Here is a 16,194-nt window from a genome sequence, read left to right as displayed (position 1 = left end):
CCTCTCCTTCGGCATCGTCCACGTCAGATGACGTGTGAATCTCAAATTAGCCCGCGCGCGAGAATGATCGACAACGACCATGCCTTTTGACCCAGCAGACTGCGATGCCTTGGTGCCCAACACTGTTGCGCGGAGCGGGTCGGGGGAGGGCGGCTTGCGGGGGGTCTCCTTTGTGGCCAAGGACCTCTTCAGCCTCAAGGGTCATAGAAGTTCGTTTGGACACGAGCGCTGGCGGTCCACCCATCCGGCGGCGACGACGACCTCGCCCGTGCTTGCTCACATGCTCGAGGCGGGGGCCGACCTTGTGGGGCTGACGAAGATGGACCAGTTGGCTTATTCGTTGATCGGCAACGTGGGCGAGGGTGCTCCGCCGCGCAATGCCTTGGACAATCGGCTCTATTGCGGGGGATCGTCCTCGGGTTCGGCCGCGGCGGTGGCGGCAGGGCTCGCCGATCTCGGCCTCGGTACCGATACTGCAGGGTCAATCCGGGTGCCCGCCACAGTCTGCGGGTTGCACGGCCTTCGGCCCTCACATGGAACGATCAAGCCGGAGGGGGTCATCCCGCTCGCCCCTCCGTTCGACGTAGTCGGGATCCTCGGCCGCCGGGCCTCAATCATGGCCGATGCACTCGAAGTGATCACCCCATCCGGCGGCAGTCGCATCACGCTGTCGAGAGTCATGTTCGCTGTCGACGTCTTTGATTCGGTGGATGCAAGCACTCTTCAGGAAGGACGGGCAATCGCCGATGCCGCCGCCGGCATCATGGCCGTGCCATGCGAAGAAATCGAGTTCGGCGAATTCACCACCCCAGATGTCGCAGACCTCTTCGCGCGGCTCCAAGGTCGAGAAATCTGGTCGAACCATGGCGCGTGGGTCGAAGAGCACTGGCACGTACTGGCCACCGACGTGCGGTCGAGGCTTGAGCGGTGCCGGCGCCTGTCTCGCGACTCGCCGAACTTCAAGAAGGAAGATCGGGAAGAGTGGCGCAGATACAGACGACTGTTCCGTGGCGTGGTTGCCCAGGGAACAGTTGTGGTGCTACCGATCCTGCCGGGGCACGGTCCGATGCGAGATTGGGATGACCAGAGGTTGGCAGAGTTCAGGAGCGGATGTTTCCGGCTCACGGCTCCCAGCAGCCTGACAGGTGCTCCTCAAGCGGTTTTCTCCACTCCCCACGATGGCGATCAGAGGTCGATCGGAGTCGGTTTGCTCACCGCATCGGGAGGCGATTTTTCTCTCCTCGAGCTCATGACCTTGCTCGGCGACCGGGCCCCAGCGGCGATGGTGGAAGATCAGTAGGATCTGTCCGTCAGATCGGCCGCCGGTGGCTTCTGCGTGGAGGGGTGAGTTCTGTGGTCGGCAAAAGTGTGTTGCGCCCGGCTGGAGTGTGGGATCCGGCCAAGGCGGGATTCGAACACCCACAACCATTCTCTCAGGGCATCGTGTGTGATGCCGGCCAGATGCTCTTCACCGCTGGTCAGGTCGCCCTCAGTGAAGACGGGACCGTCATCGGGGCAGGAGATCCGTCCGCCCAGACCGAAGCGGCGTTGGACAACCTTCAGCGGGTGCTCGCCGAGGGCGGTGCAACTCTGAGCGACGTCGTGCGATTGACCGTGTTCCTCACCGACATGGCGCAACTACCGGCGGTGCAGGAGGTCCGGGCCCGGTACTTCCCGGTTGATCCTCCGGCAAGTTCGACCATCGGAATCAGTGCTCTGGTCCTCCCCGAACTAATGGTCGAAATCGATGCCATAGCGGTGCTAGAGGCGCCGGTTCGATGATCCGGACAATTCTGTTACATTCGACAGGCAGGGGCTACAAGGACAAGGGGGAAGAGATCCGTGGTGACAGCAGAGTCCAAAGTAGTGGTGCTGCGGCTGAACCAGCAGCAACTTGAGTTGGTGGATCGGACCATTGCAATGGCGGAGGCAAGGGACCGATCCGACCTCTTTCTCTTGGCCTTGCAAGAGTTCCACTCGGAGACCCTTTCGTGATCGAGAGAAAGCTGCTGTTTGAGCACGTCATGGAGCCGGCGACCGGGAAGGCCGTTGAACTCCTGGCGGGGCAAGTCCTCCGCATCGAACAGGTCGGCGTGGGCGGTCAGTGCGCGGATTTCAACTGCTTCAACCTTCACGACTACAAGGAGCACTTCCACACCGGACGTACCAGGCACATGCACGGAATGCATCCCACCACCGGGGACTTCCTTTGGTCGGCGCCCCCGCGAGACCGGCCGATCGCGGCCATCATCGCTGACACCGTGGGAACCAACGACGTGCTGTACCCGCGATGCAGCGGGTTGCTGTTCGAATATCAGTTCGGGGCGGAGGTCCACACGAATTGCCACGACATCCAGGCGGAGGCGCAACGGGAGTATGGGCTGACCAGCGACGACGTACACGACTCCTTCAACTTCTTTATGCACACCGGTGTTGATCAGTCGGGTCACCCGTTCATTGCCGACAACCGATCCGATCAGGGTGACTACGTGGAGATCATCGCGCTGATCGACCTTCTGGCCGTGCCCAACGTCTGTGGTGCCGACATCATGGCCACCAGCAACTTCGAACTCAAGCCGCTGCGAATCGCAATCTATGAGGGCCTTCCCGAGGATCTCGCCCGGTTCGAAGGTCGCCCGGAACTCGGCCAGTTCGCAACCCGGCGTACAACCGCGGAACTGGCGGCAAGGCCGATCAAGGCTGACCGCGAACTCTACCGGGATGACTCCTACCGCCCGGATTTTGTCAATCACCCCATCACGATCGCGGAGGTGCCCGTCGAGTTGAGTCCCGGGCAGCAAACCATGCTGGATGAGCTGGTGGCGACGGGAGCATATGGCTCGACCGACGCAGAGGTGCTTCGCTACGTGTTTTTCAGTTGGTGGATCTCGCGCTTCATGCGGGGGCCGAAGCATCTGGACCAGTTGGCGTCGGAATGACCATCTCCACGAGAGGGTCGCCCGGGAACGCTGGGAGGGGCACATGATCACACACCCGATTGCCGTCGAGGTCAATGGCGTGGAGTACCAGCGATCGGTTCCCCCTCGCTTGCTGCTGTCAGATTTTCTTCGTCACGAACTGCGCCTGACCGGCACACATGTCGGCTGTGAACACGGCGTCTGTGGGGCCTGCACCATCCAGCTTGACGGCTCTCCTGTTCGATCCTGCCTGGTGTTCGCGGTGCAAACTGATGGCTCCACCATGAGGACCATCGAGGGCATGGCCGACGGCCCGGAATTGCACCCCCTTCAGACGGCTTTCAGCGCTACTCACGCCCTGCAATGCGGATTCTGCACTCCTGGCCTGCTCATGACCATCGACGCGATGCTCGAGGCATTTTCGGAGATGACCGAGGCTGAGATTCGGGAGGCGCTCAGCGGGAACCTCTGCCGCTGCACCGGATACCAAGGGATCATTGATGCCGTTCTCGCCACGATTCAAAGCCATGCCGACCAACGCAGCAGGGATCTCTAGCGTGCGCTCGCACTCAGGTCTAGTGTTTCGTGCTGGGAGAGTGCATCCGATGTCGATGACCAGAAGACCGCTCGAGTGGAGGGGTGTCAGCCATGGTCGGTGAAGACTTGGTGCCCCAGAAGGTCGAGGCGATCCTCAACCCGGGAAGGATGCTCTCCGACGGCATTCCCTACCCGGACTTTGAGGCCGCTCGAGCGTTGGACGATCTGTCCGCCTGGCTGCCGTTTTGGGCCGACACCGCCGAGCGCTACCAATCCCTCGGATTGGCCGCTCTCGACGCTGGAGATCGGGTCAGCGGAGGGGAATGGCTGTGGCACTCATCGCTGTCATGGCACTACGGACAGCTCATGTGGTTCCACGAGCCTGAGCGCCGTGAGCATGGGCAGCGCAAGAAGGTCGAGTTGTACGAGTTGGCCGCACCCCACCTGGTCGTCCCAGCCGAACGGGTGGAAGTCGATTTCGAATCAACGGTCATTCCCGGCTATCTCCGTATTCCGGATGGCCCCGGCCCTCATCCGTGTGCGGTGCTCATCGGTGGCCTGGAATCAACCAAGGAGGAGAGCTACCACTTTGAAGCCCTGTGCCACCGCCGGGGTGTGGCAACTCTTGCGTTTGACGGCCCCGGTCAGGGCGAGATGTTCTTCGATGTCAAGCTGTGTGGTGACTTTCACCGCTATACATCTGCGGTCCTCGACTGTGTCAGTGCTCGCCCAGAACTGGACAGCGATCGCATCGGGGTTCTCGGTCGGAGCCTTGGCGGCTACTACGCCATGCAGTCAGCAGCTCTCGACAAGCGCCTCAAGGCGTGTGTGGCATGGGGCGGGTTCTTCGACATGTCCGATTTTGACGGCATGCCGGCTCACACTCGCGCCGGATTTGTGTACGTGTCAGGCTTGGAGGACTACCAGGAAGGGCGCGCCTACCTGCAGGATACGTTCGATCTCTCCCGGACTATCGGCGAATTGTCCTGCCCCACTCTGCTGGTTCAAGGATTCCACGACCCGATCTTCCCTCCCCACCAGACCGAACTCCTCCGGGCCGGGCTGGCCGGCAATCCCCAGGCGGAGATCATCTTCGAACTCGACGGTGACCACTGCTGTCACAACATGGGACCGGTTGTCCGGCCTCGCATGGCCGACTATCTGGCCAGGGTCCTGCGGGAGTAGCCGATGTCGACGCCTGCTGTGCTGATGCCAGGGAACATCGCGGGGGTGGAAACCCGCAATCGGATCATTCGGTCATCAACCTCTGAGACCATGGCCGACCACCGCGGCCTCATCACCCAGCAGTACCACGACTTCCACACCAGGCTGGCTCGCGATGGTGTCGGGCTCATTTTCACGGGCCACTGTTCGGTCCACCCCCGGGGCAACTACATCCGTGGCATGACGGCGCTCGACCGCGACGAGGTCATAAGACCCTTGAAGAAGCTGACGGACGCCGTCCACGCCGAGGGCGGGAAGATCTTCGCCCAACTCAACCATGCAGGAAGCCAAAGCCGGGACGACTCGATTGCACCGTTGGCCCCGTCCATCGTGGAGAACCCCCAGTTCCACCGTATGCCCCTGGCCGCAGCCGGCTCCGATGAGATCTGGGAAGCGATCGAGGCGTTCGGCAACGCGGCCAGGCGGGTGAGAGAGGCCGGTTTCGACGGTGTTCACGTCCACGCGGGGCACGGCTATCTCCTCTCCGAGTTCCTCTCGCCCGTGACCAATCGCCGGGAGGACGAGTGGGGCGGAACGCTCGAGAACCGCCAGCGCCTCCTGCTCGAGACGTACAAGTCGATGCGGTCCGCCGTCGGAGGGGACTTTCCGATCACGAACAAGATCGGGCTGTGGGACTACGTGCCCGGTGGTTTGACGGTACAAGAGGGCCGAGCCACGGCGGTGATGATGGACAACGCCGGATTGGATGCCATCGAACTCTCCGCCGGGCTCATGTCGCCCAAGGCCGAAAGCGCGGCCCGGTATGTCGGCGTGACGCGAAGGCGGGCCCTGCAGGACAAGCTCTTGCATCGCGTCTTCGCGGCCCCGGTGAAGGAGGCGTACTACCGAGAGGAGGCTCGCAGGCACAAGGCAACCGCGAGGAGCAAGACGATCCTTGTCGGTGGTGTCCGCTCGATCGAATTGATGAGTGAAGTGATCGAAGACGGCTCGGCGGACTTCGTTTCCTTGGCCCGTCCCCTCATTCGCGAACCGGACTTGGTTCGCCAGATCGAGGGTGGCCGAACAGGCCAGGTGGACTGCGTGTCCTGCAACATCTGCCTCATGCACGAGGGCTCCGCGCCGCTCAAGTGCTGGCGCGAGTCCAACATCGATCTTCTGAATCATGCTTGGGCTCGGATTCGAGGGAGAGTCTGATGAAGCCCCCCGACTTCGATTACGTGGCGCCGACTTCGATCGGTGGCGCAATCAAGGCCCTGGAGAGCGACTCCGAGGCCAGGCTGCTGGCCGGAGGACAAAGTCTGATACCGCTCCTGGCCTTTCGGATGGCGAGCCCAACACTGCTGGTGGACTTGGCCCGGGTGGAAGGACTCGACCACATCACCGATCACGGAGATCGCCTGGTCATCGGGGCCATGACGCGCCAGCGCCGAGCCGAACGCGATTCGCAAGTGGCTCAACGCTGTCCTCTTCTCATCGAAGCATTGCGTCATGTGGGGCATACCCAAATCCGATCACAGGGAACAATCGGAGGAAGCATCGCCCACGCCGATCCGGCTGCGGAGTTGCCGGGTGTGGTCGTGGCGTTGGGCGGCCGCGTCCACGTCGCCGGCCCAGCGGGGAACCGGACCATCGAAGCCGGGGACTTGTTCCAGGGGTTCTTCAACACCGCCATGGCCGAATGCGACATCCTGACCGCGGTCGAGTTACCCACTTCGGGACCGCGGAACGGGTGGTCAGTGGTGGAAATCACCCGCCGACCCGGCGACTTTGCCCTCTGCGGTGCGCTCTGCCAGCTCCAAGTCGGTGACTCCGGTCACGTGGTCGACGCCCACTTGGCACTGATCGGTGTGGGTGATCGCCCGATGCGGGCCGTCGCGGTGGAGCAGGCGATCCTAGGAGGTGCAAGCCCGGCCGAGGCGGCCGAACTGGCCCCCGAAGGCCTGACCCCCGTCAACGACGTCCACGCTTCGAGCGACTTTCGCCTGCACCTCACCAAGGTGACGAGCCGCCGTGCCCTTACCCAAGCCCTGGAGCGCGCCCTATGAGCCATCACCTGGTGACGATCAATGTCAATGGCATCAAGCGGTCGGACACGGTTCCCGCCCGGCTAACCTTGGCCGACTTTCTGCGGGAACGGCTGGATCTCACCGCGACCCACCTGGCGTGTGAACACGGTGTTTGCGGCGCCTGCACCGTCCTCGTGAACGGCGAGACCGCTCGGTCATGCCTACTGTTCACGGTGCAGGCCGACGGGGCCGAGGTCACGACGCTCGAGGGGCTCTCCGAAGGCAGCGAACTCGGTCCCATCGAACAGGCGTTTTGGGAAAAGCACGGAATGCAATGTGGTTTCTGCACCCCTGGATTCGTGCTGACCATCTTCGAGCTGCTGGACGATAACCCTAACCCGACCAGAGAGGAGATCATCGAGGGACTCGGCGGCAACCTCTGCCGCTGCACGGGCTATGTGAAGATCGTGGAAGCGGTGGAGGAGGCGGTGACGCGGCGAGGAGATGGGACATGAGTCTGTTCGGGGCGAGCATTCGTCGAAAGGAGGATCCCCGTCTACTACGGGGAAACGGGCGGTATGTGTCGGATGTCAAGTTGCACGGGATGGTGCATGCGGTGTTCATTCGCAGCCCCCACGCCCACGCGCTGATTCGGGGAATCGACGTGAGTGTTGCGATCGCCGACCCGCGGGTGGTCTGCGTCCTCACCGCGGCCGAACTCCCCCAGGATTTGCCACCTCTTCCCTGTATCGATGCCGAGGAGACCACCAAGCCGTTCAACCAACCCATATTGGCCACCGAGAAGGTCCGGTACGTGGGCGAGCCGGTGGCAGTACTCGTTGTCGAGGGTGATCGCTACGTGGCCGAGGATATCGCGGGGAATATCGACGTCGATTACGAACCACTACCCGCGGTGGCCTCGGCTACAGCGGCCATGGCGCCAGAAGCTCCGGTGGTCCACTTCGAGTCGAACATCGTCGACGTGTTGAAGTACTCGGTGGGCGATGTCGAGTCGGCCCTTGCGGGCGCGCCGCACACGCTCAGTGAGCGTTTCGTCACTCAGCGGTACGCGGGCACTCCGTTGGAGACCAGGGGAGTGATCGTCCAGTGGGACGAGGCCCGCAATGGGCTCACCATGTGGTCCTCGACGCAAGTTCCCCACAGTCTCAAGTCCACGCTGGTCGGCTACCTGGGGCTGGCGGAGAACGCCGTTCGGGTCATCGCTCCCGATGTGGGCGGTGCCTTCGGCGTAAAACTCCAGCCCTATCCCGAAGAGATCGTCTTGGGACTGGTTGCCGAACGGGTAGGTCGCCCCATCAAGTGGGTGGAGGATCGCTACGAGCACTTCCTGGCGTCCACCCACGGCCGCGAGCAGTACCACGACGTCGAGGTCGGCTACGACGATGACGGCAGGATCTTGGCCATTCGCGACCACGCGGTCACCAACACCGGTGCCTACCTCCAGCGGCTGACCCTGGTCGAGCCGTTCATCGGGGTTTCGATGCTCTCCGGGCCCTACAACATCGAGCATCAGCAGCTTGTGTCTTCAATTGTCATGACCAACACCACGCCCCTCAACCCCTTCAGGGGCGTCGGCCACGTACAGGCAGCCTTCACCATGGAGCGCATCATCGATCTGGTGGCCGCCGCGGTCGGCGCCGACCCCGGCGAAGTACGCAAGCGGAACATGTTCACTGCGGGCGTTTTCCCCCTTCACCGGGGAATCGGGAACGTCCTTGCCGGCGAGATCATCTATGACTCGGGTGACTACCAAGAGTGCCTGAACCGCGCCTTGGTCGCCTCCGAGTGGGAGGACTTTCGCCGAGAGCAGCAACGGGCCAGAGCGAAGGGTCGCCACCTCGGCATCGGGATTGGCTTTTTCGTGGAGGAGACCGCGCTCGGCCCCTTTGAGAGCGGCCGCGTTCGAGTTGAACCTTCAGGCCAGGTGGTTGTGTTCACCGGGGCATGCAGCAGTGGGCAGGGCCACGACACCGTTCTCGCTCAGATCACCGCCGACGAGCTTGGCGTCGAATTCGACGACATCACGGTCGTACACGGAGACACCGATCTTGTGGCCAGCGGTGTGGGCACCTACGCCAGCCGCAGCGCTCCCGTCGGAGGGACCGCCGTGCGTCATGCCGCCGGTTCGATCAAGGAGCAGGCCATCAAGATCGGCGCCGAGATGCTCGAAGCCTCACCGCAAGACCTCGAAGTGGGCGACGGAGAAGTCCGGGTCAAGGGATCGCCGGCGAGTTCAGTGCCCCTGGCTCAAGTAGCCGCAAGGGTGGCTCCTGGTCAACCGTTGCCGGAGGGGGTGGACGGTTACACCCTGGATGCAACCGACGTGTACCACCCGGAGACGAACACGTTCTCCTACGGATGTCACATTGCCACCGTTGAGGTTGACATCGAGACCGGAGTGGTCACTCTCCTTCGTCACGTGGTCGTCAATGACTCCGGCACGTTGATCAATCCACTTCTGGTCGAGGGTCAAGTGCAGGGTGGGGTGGCGCTCGGCGTGGGCGGCGCACTCCTCGAGGAAATTGCCTACCGCGACGACGGCCAGCCCTTGAACGCAAACTTCATGGACTATCTGATCCCGGCGATTGGCAACATGCCCGAAATGATCGTCGAGCACATGGTCGTTCCCACCCCCTTGAATCCCGACGGAATGAAGGGCGCGGGTGAAGGGGGAGCGGTTGGGGCGCCGGCCGCCATCGCCAACGCGGTGGCCGATGCCCTGCATCCGCTCGGAGTCAAGATCACCGAGACGCCTCTGGGGCCGGGAGCCATCCATCGGGCGATTCAAGACGCCGGCAGATTGACCAATTCCTAGAGCAGAGGATGACAAGATGGCAGACAAGGCACTGGCAGGCAAGAAGGCAATCGTCACCGGGGGTGGCCGAGGGATCGGCCGGGCCATTGCGTTGGCGTTCGCCAATTCGGGTGCGGACATCGGCGTCATTGGACGCACCACCAAGCCACTCGAGGCCACCGCGGCCGCAGTGCGCGACCTCGGTCGGAACGCCGAAGTCGAAGTGGCAGACCTAACCGATGTCGGCAGCATTCCCAGTCTGTTCGAGCGGCTCGCAGACCGTCTCGACGGTTTCGACATTCTGGTGAACTCGGCCGGGGTGCAGTTGACCGCGCCGGCGTTGGAAGTGTCCGAGCAGGACTGGGACGCCACCCTCGACATCAACCTGAAGGCGCTGTTCTTTTGCTGTCAGGCCGCGGGTCGGCACTTTGTCGAACAGGGTGCAGGCAAGATCATCAATCTCGCCTCGACCTTCAGCGTCGTCGGCTTTCCGGAGTTTGTTGCGTATTGTGCCTCCAAGGGGGGCGTGATGCAGCTCACCCGTACGCTGGCGCTGGAGTGGGCCTCCCGAGGGGTGAATGTCAACGCCATTGCCCCGACCGCGGTCCGAACCGAGATGAATGCCTATCTCTTGGATGATCCGGGCTTCTTGGAAGCGTTCATTCCCCACGTTCCCGCCGGGCGGGTGGGGCAGCCGGACGATGTCGCCGGCTCAGCGGTCTTTTTGGCTTCGTCGGCGTCCGATTTCGTCCACGGCCATCTGCTGTTCGTGGACGGGGGCTACACCGCGGTGTGATGTCCAGCCACCGCTAGGCAAACGCCTCGATTTCTTCGAGGACGCCGGAAGCCTCGGTCATCTTGACGACACCCTCCAGCTCCCAGGGAGCGGTCAAACCCTTTCGGGCGTACCACTCTCGAATCAGGGCGGGACCGTCGGTGACCAGACCCAAGTGCAATGACGTGACCAGTAGAGCAGCGGCTTCGGCCTCCTCGCTGCCCCCGGCAACGATGTCGCCGGGCACGATGACCCGGAAATCGCGGTTGGCGGCATCGAAGGCAGTCGACAGGACGCAAGCGTCGGTCATTGTCCCGGTGAGGACCAGGTTCTTGATGTCGAGCTGGCGGAGCAGGAACTCGAAATCGGTAGGAAAAAAGGACGAGAGCCGCTTTTTGGTCCGGACGTAGTAGTCGCCCTCTTCCTCCTCCACGAGAATGTCCAACCACTTCGTGCCTTCCCAACTGTGCTCGTCCATCTTCGGATTCGGGGGCAAGTACAGCTCGTACAGAACGCGCCAGTTGGCCATGCGGTTGTGCTGCCGGGAATGCAAGTCATCAATCCCGCCGTACCGTTGCCAATGCTGGACGTGGATGATCGGGATCTCGATGGCCCGGGCCATGCGGTGGAACATGTTGTGGGCGGGGATTTTCGCCCGCGCCCTCGGGCACGGACAGGTCAACTCCTCCTCGGGGCCGATGTGACCGCGATGCATGTCGATGCAGGCGATGGCCGTCTTGTCGGGATCGAGCCAGCGTTCGAACGCGTCCTCGAAATTGCTGGTGCCCGAAGGCAAAATGATGCGGTCCCGACCATCGAGGTATGCGTACATCTCAGTCTTCATGGGCGGCTCGGCTTTCGTGTGTGGCTCCAAGAGCCAGGACTTCTACCCAGGTGAACTTATTCGCTCTGCGGGACGGGTGCCACAAGCCGATGTCATGCCCCGCGCTCGAGTCGGGCCAGTACCCACTCGGGAGCAATGGGGAGGGAGTCGACCGCGCCGGGGTCCCCGAGCACCTGGCCAACCGCGGCAGCTATTGCCGCGCCGGCGCCCGCGATGCCGGCTTCGCCTGCTCCCTTGGCACCCAACGGGTTGGTCGGAGTGGGCGCGTTCTCGAGAATCGCTACTTCCACAGGGGGCAGGTCGGCAGCCGTGGGCATGAGGTAATCCATGAAGTTCGCGGCTTGGGGTTGCCCGTGCTCATCGAAGGGGAATTCCTCGAGCAGTGCACCACCCAACCCTTGGGCGAACCCCCCGAGCGCCTGACCTTCGACCAGTTTCGGATTGACCGCCTTGCCCACCTCGCATCCCAACCACACGCGGTGCAGCCGCACGCGACCGGTGTCAGGGTCGAGGGATGCATCCACGACCACCGCCCCATAGGGATAGTTCATTCGCTCGTCAAGGTGGGCGACACGAGCCCCGAGTCCCGGATCCTCTCTTCCTTCAGCCGCCTCGAGGGTGCCATTTGCCAGTGCAATTTGGCCGAGAGTCACCGACTTGGCCGGAGCTCCGGCCACGTGGACCCGGCCATTGGCCAGGATCAGGTCGTCGGTGGCGGCCTCGAGCAGGTTCCCGGCAATCCGCTTGGCTTTATCGGCGGTGCGGCGAGCGGCGGTTTGCACGGCGACGCCGCCGATCACCGTCGAGCGGCTGGACCACGAGCCCACTCCGTCGGGGACCAGGTCCGAGTCTCCATGGATGACCTGGATTTCCGACGGGTCCACGCCCAGTTCATCGGCTGCTATCTGGGCCATCACGGTCTCGATGCCCTGACCTGAGGATGCCCCCCCGATGAACACCCGGACGGACCCGGAGGAGTCGATGTCAACGGCGCCGGTCTCGTAGAGGCCGAGCCCGCTCTTGTCCATGAAAACCGAAATTCCGATGTCCCGATATCCACCGTGGCCGCCTGCGAGTTGGCCTCGCCATTCGGTGTACTTGGCCCCGGCCTGATCAATCAGCCCGGTGAAGTCACCAGAGTCGAGAACAAACGGCTCGCCGGCCAGCTCGAACCCGGGTTCGTAGGGCAGTTCGGCGGAGGCGAGCAGATTCCGACGGCGGATCTCGACCGGATCGAGGCCGAAAGCGGCCGCGGCCATGTCGAGCAGTTGCTCACGGGCCACGGTGAGTTCGTAGCGGCCGGGTGCTCGGTAGGGGCCGACAGGCGTCTTGTTGGTGGTGACGACATGGATCTTCGACCGGTAGGCGGGCAGCCGGTAAGGGCCGGGGATCATGCCTATGGTCAGCTCGGACACGACAACCCCAGTGGGGCGAATGTACGCACCCTTGTTGTGCCATATCTCGACATCAAGCCCGAGCAGGTGCCCCCGGGTGTCGAAAGCGCCCCATATACGATGGGTTTGCTCGCGGGCGTGGTTGGTGGTGGTGAGGTTCTCGGCCCGGTCCTCGATCCATTTGACCGGTCGCCCGGTCAAAGACGCGGCGTAGGCCACCAGGAAGTCCTCAGGGAAGAAGTCGCCCCGGACACCGAAGCTGCCGCCGGCGTCGGTCGAGCGCATGTGAATGCTGGAGGGTGATCGCGACAGCAAGCGGGCCAGAACCTGCCGGTGGTAGTGGGTGACCAGCGTCGCGCCCCAAACCGTCAGTTCATCGCGGCCGGTGTCGATGTCACACACCAGCCCCCTGGTCTCAAGGGGGACACCGGAGTGGCGCCCGATGGCGACTTCGGTGGCCAACACCCGCTCGGCACGGTCGAACGCCGATCCAATGTCGCCGTAGCCCTTTTCCAGGACACAGAGTTCGTTCGACGAATCAGCCCACAGCGACGCTTCGTGGGGAGCACGGAGAGCGTCGACCACGGCTTCGAGCGGCTCGATGTCGACCATCACGCGTTCTGCCGCGTCCTCGGCCAGGTAGGGGTCTTCGGCGAGGACCAGGGCCATCGGCTCGCCCACATAGCGAACCCGATCCTGGGCGAGCACCGGCTGGAGCGCCTGCTCGAGCCCGAGCCCGTCAAAGGGCAAGCGCAGCGGTATGGGCTCAACGTGCGCGACGTCGGCCCCCGTGAGGATCAACCGGATACCAGCCATGGCCTTGGCCGCCGAGGTGTCGATCCCCACCACCCGGCCGTGGGCATGGCTGGAGCGAACCACCCTCATCCACAATTGGCCCGGCAAATCGATGTCATCCACAAAGCGACCCGCACCCCGCAAGAGACGGGAGTCCTCAAGCCGACGTATGGATTCCCCTACGAATCCCATGGTGTTCCTCCGGTCGAATTGGGCCGACGGTCAGGCCACCCCCACGGGACTGCCGGCCATGGCCAAGGCCAGATCGTCCAGGTCCAATTCGTCCACCGGCCGTTCCAGCACAACTCTTCCCCGATACATGACCGCCACACGGTCGCTGAGTTTCAAGAGCTCATCGAGATCCAAGGACATCAGCAGCACGGCGGTGCCCGCCTCTTTGAGCTGGAGCAGCCGACGATGCACGTAATCCACTGCACCGACATCCAGCCCCCAGGTGGGGTTGTCGGCGATGAGCACCTTGGGTCGCCGGGAGAATTCGCGTGCCAACACGACTTTCTGTTGGTTGCCCCCCGATAGGGTGCCTGCCTCCAACTCCGTATCGGCAGGGCGCACGTCGTATTCCTCGAGCAGTCCGGCTGCCTCCTTCTTGATGCGCTTCCAGTCCAGCAATCCTCGACGGGTGAACCCACCGGCGGGGATCTCATTGATGGCCAGATTCTCGGCCAGGGTCATGTCAAGGACCAAGCCCCAACCGTGGCGGTCTTCGGGAATGACCGCGAGACCATGCTCTCGGAGATCGCCCGGTTCAGAGCCGGTGACGTTCACGCCGTCAATCCGGACGGTTCCCGACTCGAGGGAGGCCAGACCGGTGACGGCGTTGACGATGTCACGTTGGCCATTCCCCTCGACGCCGGCGACGCCGAGAATCTCTCCGGCTCGGACCGACAGGTTCAAACCATCAAGGGAATTGACCCCGATCCCGGTCGTGACCAGGTTGTTCACCTGGAGCAGGGCCGCAGCTTCATCTTGGGGCGAAACTCGGTCAACCTTGACCGTCGTGATGTCCTGGCCCGTCATGGCCCTGGTCAAGGTGCGCTCGTTGAACTCCCCCCGCTCAACCTCCGTCACCTTCTTGCCCGCGCGGATCACGGTAACTCGGTCCGCCGCCTGCATGACCTCCGCCAACTTATGGGTGACCAGGACGATGGAATGACCATCGGCTCGCAGATCCTCCAAAATGCCCAGCAGGTTGTCGATCTGCCGAGGTCCGAGGAGGGACGTCGGCTCATCCAGAATGAGGATCTTCGCGCCGCGGTAGAGGACCTTCAGGATCTCCACTCGCTGTTGCAGATCAACCGGGAGATCGCGGACGGGGGTGGCCGGTGAGATTGGCATGTTGTATCGGTCGGCCAAGGAGGCGATCTCTCGCCGAATGGCCGAGGGTTTGAGACGCAGGTCGAGCACAGGGCGTGATCCGAGGACGATGTTCTCGGCCGCGGTGAAGGTCGGGACCAGGGAGAAGTGTTGATGGACCATGCCGATACCGAGCGCGAGTGCGTCATGGGGCGACCGGATGTCGGCCGGCCTGCCCCCGACCAACATGGTGCCCGAGTCGGGGAGAACGTGGCCGAACATGACGTTCATTAGGGTGGTCTTGCCGGCACCGTTCTCTCCGAGCAGGACATGAATCTCACCGGCCCGGAGGTCGAAGTCGATACCGTCGTTGGCTTGGACGTCGCCAAATCGTTTGGAGATGTCTCGAAGTTCTACGACGTTCTCAGCCACAGCGAATCAGTTCCCTCGGGTGCTTCTGCGTCACTTCAACTCCGTCTGAGCGAAGCCACATGGAGTCTCCCACCTGGACACCGGCTCGCGTCGGAAGGTCGATGACATTGGGCTGGACGACGAGCACCGTTCCTTTCGGGTAGGCCCAGTCGTCGGGGTGGGTGGCACCCCGATTCGGCCGAGTGCGCACAATGGGTGCGAGGTAGCCGCCGCCCCCGTAGCAATGCACCAGATCGTCCCAGATGTCGAAGCCCGCTTCGTGAATCGCCTCCGCCCGGTCCAGGATCTCTCCGATCGTCGTACCGGTGCGCATGATGCCTGCAATGCTGGAGTAGGTGCTCTCGGCGACTTCGTACATCTCCTGATAGAGGGATGTGGGTTCACCGGCAATGCAGAGCGTTCTCAGGATCTGTCCGGTGTAGCCCCAGAAGGTGGTACTGATTTCGGTGACCAGCACGTCGCCTGCCTGAATGATCCGGTCGGGTTGGTATTGGTGGGGCACGAAGAACTCCGGGTTGGCCATCGAGGTGGTCAGGGTGAAGTGGATGAGGTTGGTCCCCCTTCGGTCCAGGTATGCGTCCTCGATGACCTTGGCCAGCTCATATTCGTTCATCCCAGGAGTGGTTGTGGATGCCAGCGCGGCGACAGCTTCATCGTTCATGCGGGAGGCGATGCGGACGTATTGCATCTCCTCGTCCGTTTTGACCACGCGCAGGGCGAAGTAGTCGGCGTTGAGATCGACCAGCCGGTCCGCCCCGAAAGCGACCGCGTCGGCATAGGGAACCACCCCGATGGTGCCGATCCGTCGGTGGCCGTCGAGTCGTCGGGCGACCCGGTCCACGAGGTCTGCGTGGTCGTCCCCGCCAAATGTGATGTTCTCCACCACCGAGATGCGCTCGGCGTCCGGAATGTGATTCCAGAGCCGGACCACGAGTTCAGGATCGTCGTCGCGGGAGACGATCAGATAGACCGGGAACAGCGGCGGCCAGTTGCAGTAGTACTGGACCGACGTGTCGTGCGGACCCGTTGCCCCACCGATCAGCACCGAATCCAGCCGGTGATGCTCCATCAGTTCCCGAAGGCGTCGGTGCCGGCGGTCCATCTCATCCGGCGAGTATCGGGGATAGCCGTTGACCTGCAGAACGTCATCCATGGATGGTCCTCCAGATGCCTCGAACT

General features: G+C 63.0%; 14 protein-coding genes. 10 read left to right on the top strand and 4 right to left on the bottom strand.

Going from position 1 to position 16,194, the window contains the following annotated elements; translation table 11 throughout:
• The first annotated feature begins 79 nt into the window (after positions 1 to 79).
• The 10 genes from ACOQPQ_RS06595 to ACOQPQ_RS06550 all read left to right on the top strand — a co-directional run bounded on the left by ACOQPQ_RS06595 (position 80) and on the right by ACOQPQ_RS06550 (position 10,257).
• Complete coding sequence (locus ACOQPQ_RS06595) at positions 80 to 1,300, top strand: amidase family protein (protein WP_420638647.1); 1,221 nt, start codon at positions 80 to 82, stop codon at positions 1,298 to 1,300.
• Positions 1,301 to 1,344: 44 nt separating this feature from the next.
• On the top strand, positions 1,345 to 1,782 hold the full coding sequence (locus tag ACOQPQ_RS06590) for a RidA family protein (RefSeq protein WP_420638646.1): 438 nt from the start codon (positions 1,345 to 1,347) through the stop codon (positions 1,780 to 1,782).
• A 209-nt stretch (positions 1,783 to 1,991) separates the two neighbouring features.
• Positions 1,992 to 2,939, top strand: a complete 948-nt coding sequence (locus ACOQPQ_RS06585) for a DUF1989 domain-containing protein (RefSeq protein WP_420638645.1) — start codon at positions 1,992 to 1,994, stop codon at positions 2,937 to 2,939.
• 43 nt (positions 2,940 to 2,982) lie between these two features.
• Complete coding sequence (locus tag ACOQPQ_RS06580; RefSeq protein ID WP_420638644.1) at positions 2,983 to 3,474, top strand: (2Fe-2S)-binding protein; 492 nt, start codon at positions 2,983 to 2,985, stop codon at positions 3,472 to 3,474.
• 92 nt (positions 3,475 to 3,566) lie between these two features.
• Entirely contained in the window at positions 3,567 to 4,640 is a 1,074-nt protein-coding gene (locus ACOQPQ_RS06575; RefSeq protein ID WP_420638643.1) for an alpha/beta hydrolase family protein, read from the top strand.
• A gap of 3 nt (positions 4,641 to 4,643) precedes the next feature.
• Positions 4,644 to 5,834 (top strand): NADH:flavin oxidoreductase, encoded by a 1,191-nt coding sequence (locus tag ACOQPQ_RS06570; RefSeq protein ID WP_420638642.1) that lies wholly within the window; start codon positions 4,644 to 4,646, stop codon positions 5,832 to 5,834.
• Entirely contained in the window at positions 5,834 to 6,685 is an 852-nt protein-coding gene (locus tag ACOQPQ_RS06565; RefSeq protein WP_420638641.1) for an FAD binding domain-containing protein, read from the top strand. The genes ACOQPQ_RS06570 and ACOQPQ_RS06565 overlap by 1 nt, the downstream gene beginning before the upstream one ends.
• Positions 6,682 to 7,161 (top strand): (2Fe-2S)-binding protein, encoded by a 480-nt coding sequence (locus ACOQPQ_RS06560; protein ID WP_420638640.1) that lies wholly within the window; start codon positions 6,682 to 6,684, stop codon positions 7,159 to 7,161. Before ACOQPQ_RS06565 ends, ACOQPQ_RS06560 begins: the two co-directional genes overlap by 4 nt.
• Positions 7,158 to 9,482, top strand: coding sequence for a xanthine dehydrogenase family protein molybdopterin-binding subunit (locus ACOQPQ_RS06555; protein ID WP_420638639.1), 2,325 nt, complete (start codon positions 7,158 to 7,160; stop codon positions 9,480 to 9,482). Before ACOQPQ_RS06560 ends, ACOQPQ_RS06555 begins: the two co-directional genes overlap by 4 nt.
• Before the next feature lie 16 nt (positions 9,483 to 9,498).
• Complete coding sequence (locus tag ACOQPQ_RS06550; protein WP_420638638.1) at positions 9,499 to 10,257, top strand: SDR family NAD(P)-dependent oxidoreductase; 759 nt, start codon at positions 9,499 to 9,501, stop codon at positions 10,255 to 10,257.
• A gap of 13 nt (positions 10,258 to 10,270) precedes the next feature.
• Here the strand turns inward: ACOQPQ_RS06550 and ACOQPQ_RS06545 are convergent, their stop codons facing one another.
• The 4 genes from ACOQPQ_RS06545 to ACOQPQ_RS06530 form a co-directional block, all read right to left on the bottom strand.
• A complete protein-coding gene (locus tag ACOQPQ_RS06545) occupies positions 10,271 to 11,080 on the bottom strand; it encodes a cysteine hydrolase family protein (RefSeq protein ID WP_420638637.1) in 810 nt (269 codons plus the stop codon).
• A gap of 92 nt (positions 11,081 to 11,172) precedes the next feature.
• A complete protein-coding gene (locus tag ACOQPQ_RS06540; RefSeq protein WP_420638636.1) occupies positions 11,173 to 13,461 on the bottom strand; it encodes a xanthine dehydrogenase family protein molybdopterin-binding subunit in 2,289 nt (762 codons plus the stop codon).
• Between the two features lie 30 nt (positions 13,462 to 13,491).
• Entirely contained in the window at positions 13,492 to 15,015 is a 1,524-nt protein-coding gene (locus tag ACOQPQ_RS06535) for an ABC transporter ATP-binding protein (RefSeq protein ID WP_420638635.1), read from the bottom strand.
• On the bottom strand, positions 15,008 to 16,168 hold the full coding sequence (locus ACOQPQ_RS06530; protein WP_420638634.1) for a M24 family metallopeptidase: 1,161 nt from the start codon (positions 16,166 to 16,168) through the stop codon (positions 15,008 to 15,010). The genes ACOQPQ_RS06535 and ACOQPQ_RS06530 overlap by 8 nt, the downstream gene beginning before the upstream one ends.
• Positions 16,169 to 16,194 lie beyond the last annotated feature (26 nt).

This window comes from Candidatus Poriferisocius sp., assembly GCF_965219775.1.
GTDB lineage: Bacteria > Actinomycetota > Acidimicrobiia > Acidimicrobiales > Bin134 > Poriferisocius.
Note: the sequence above shows the minus strand (reverse complement) of the source record. Positions and strands in the feature narration are given on the sequence as shown.

Excerpts from the sequence above, each read along its gene's own strand:
- ACOQPQ_RS06560 (WP_420638640.1), top strand. The coding sequence starts at position 6,682 with ATGAGCCATCACCTGGTGACGATCAATGTCAATGGCATCAAGCGGTCG.
- ACOQPQ_RS06570 (WP_420638642.1), top strand. The coding sequence starts at position 4,644 with ATGTCGACGCCTGCTGTGCTGATGCCAGGGAACATCGCGGGGGTGGAA.
- ACOQPQ_RS06530 (WP_420638634.1), bottom strand. The coding sequence starts at position 16,168 with ATGGATGACGTTCTGCAGGTCAACGGCTATCCCCGATACTCGCCGGAT.
- ACOQPQ_RS06545 (WP_420638637.1), bottom strand. The coding sequence starts at position 11,080 with ATGAAGACTGAGATGTACGCATACCTCGATGGTCGGGACCGCATCATT.
- ACOQPQ_RS06540 (WP_420638636.1), bottom strand. The coding sequence starts at position 13,461 with ATGGGATTCGTAGGGGAATCCATACGTCGGCTTGAGGACTCCCGTCTC.
- ACOQPQ_RS06555 (WP_420638639.1), top strand. The coding sequence starts at position 7,158 with ATGAGTCTGTTCGGGGCGAGCATTCGTCGAAAGGAGGATCCCCGTCTA.
- ACOQPQ_RS06565 (WP_420638641.1), top strand. The coding sequence starts at position 5,834 with ATGAAGCCCCCCGACTTCGATTACGTGGCGCCGACTTCGATCGGTGGC.
- ACOQPQ_RS06575 (WP_420638643.1), top strand. The coding sequence starts at position 3,567 with ATGGTCGGTGAAGACTTGGTGCCCCAGAAGGTCGAGGCGATCCTCAAC.
- ACOQPQ_RS06595 (WP_420638647.1), top strand. The coding sequence starts at position 80 with ATGCCTTTTGACCCAGCAGACTGCGATGCCTTGGTGCCCAACACTGTT.
- ACOQPQ_RS06580 (WP_420638644.1), top strand. The coding sequence starts at position 2,983 with ATGATCACACACCCGATTGCCGTCGAGGTCAATGGCGTGGAGTACCAG.
- ACOQPQ_RS06550 (WP_420638638.1), top strand. The coding sequence starts at position 9,499 with ATGGCAGACAAGGCACTGGCAGGCAAGAAGGCAATCGTCACCGGGGGT.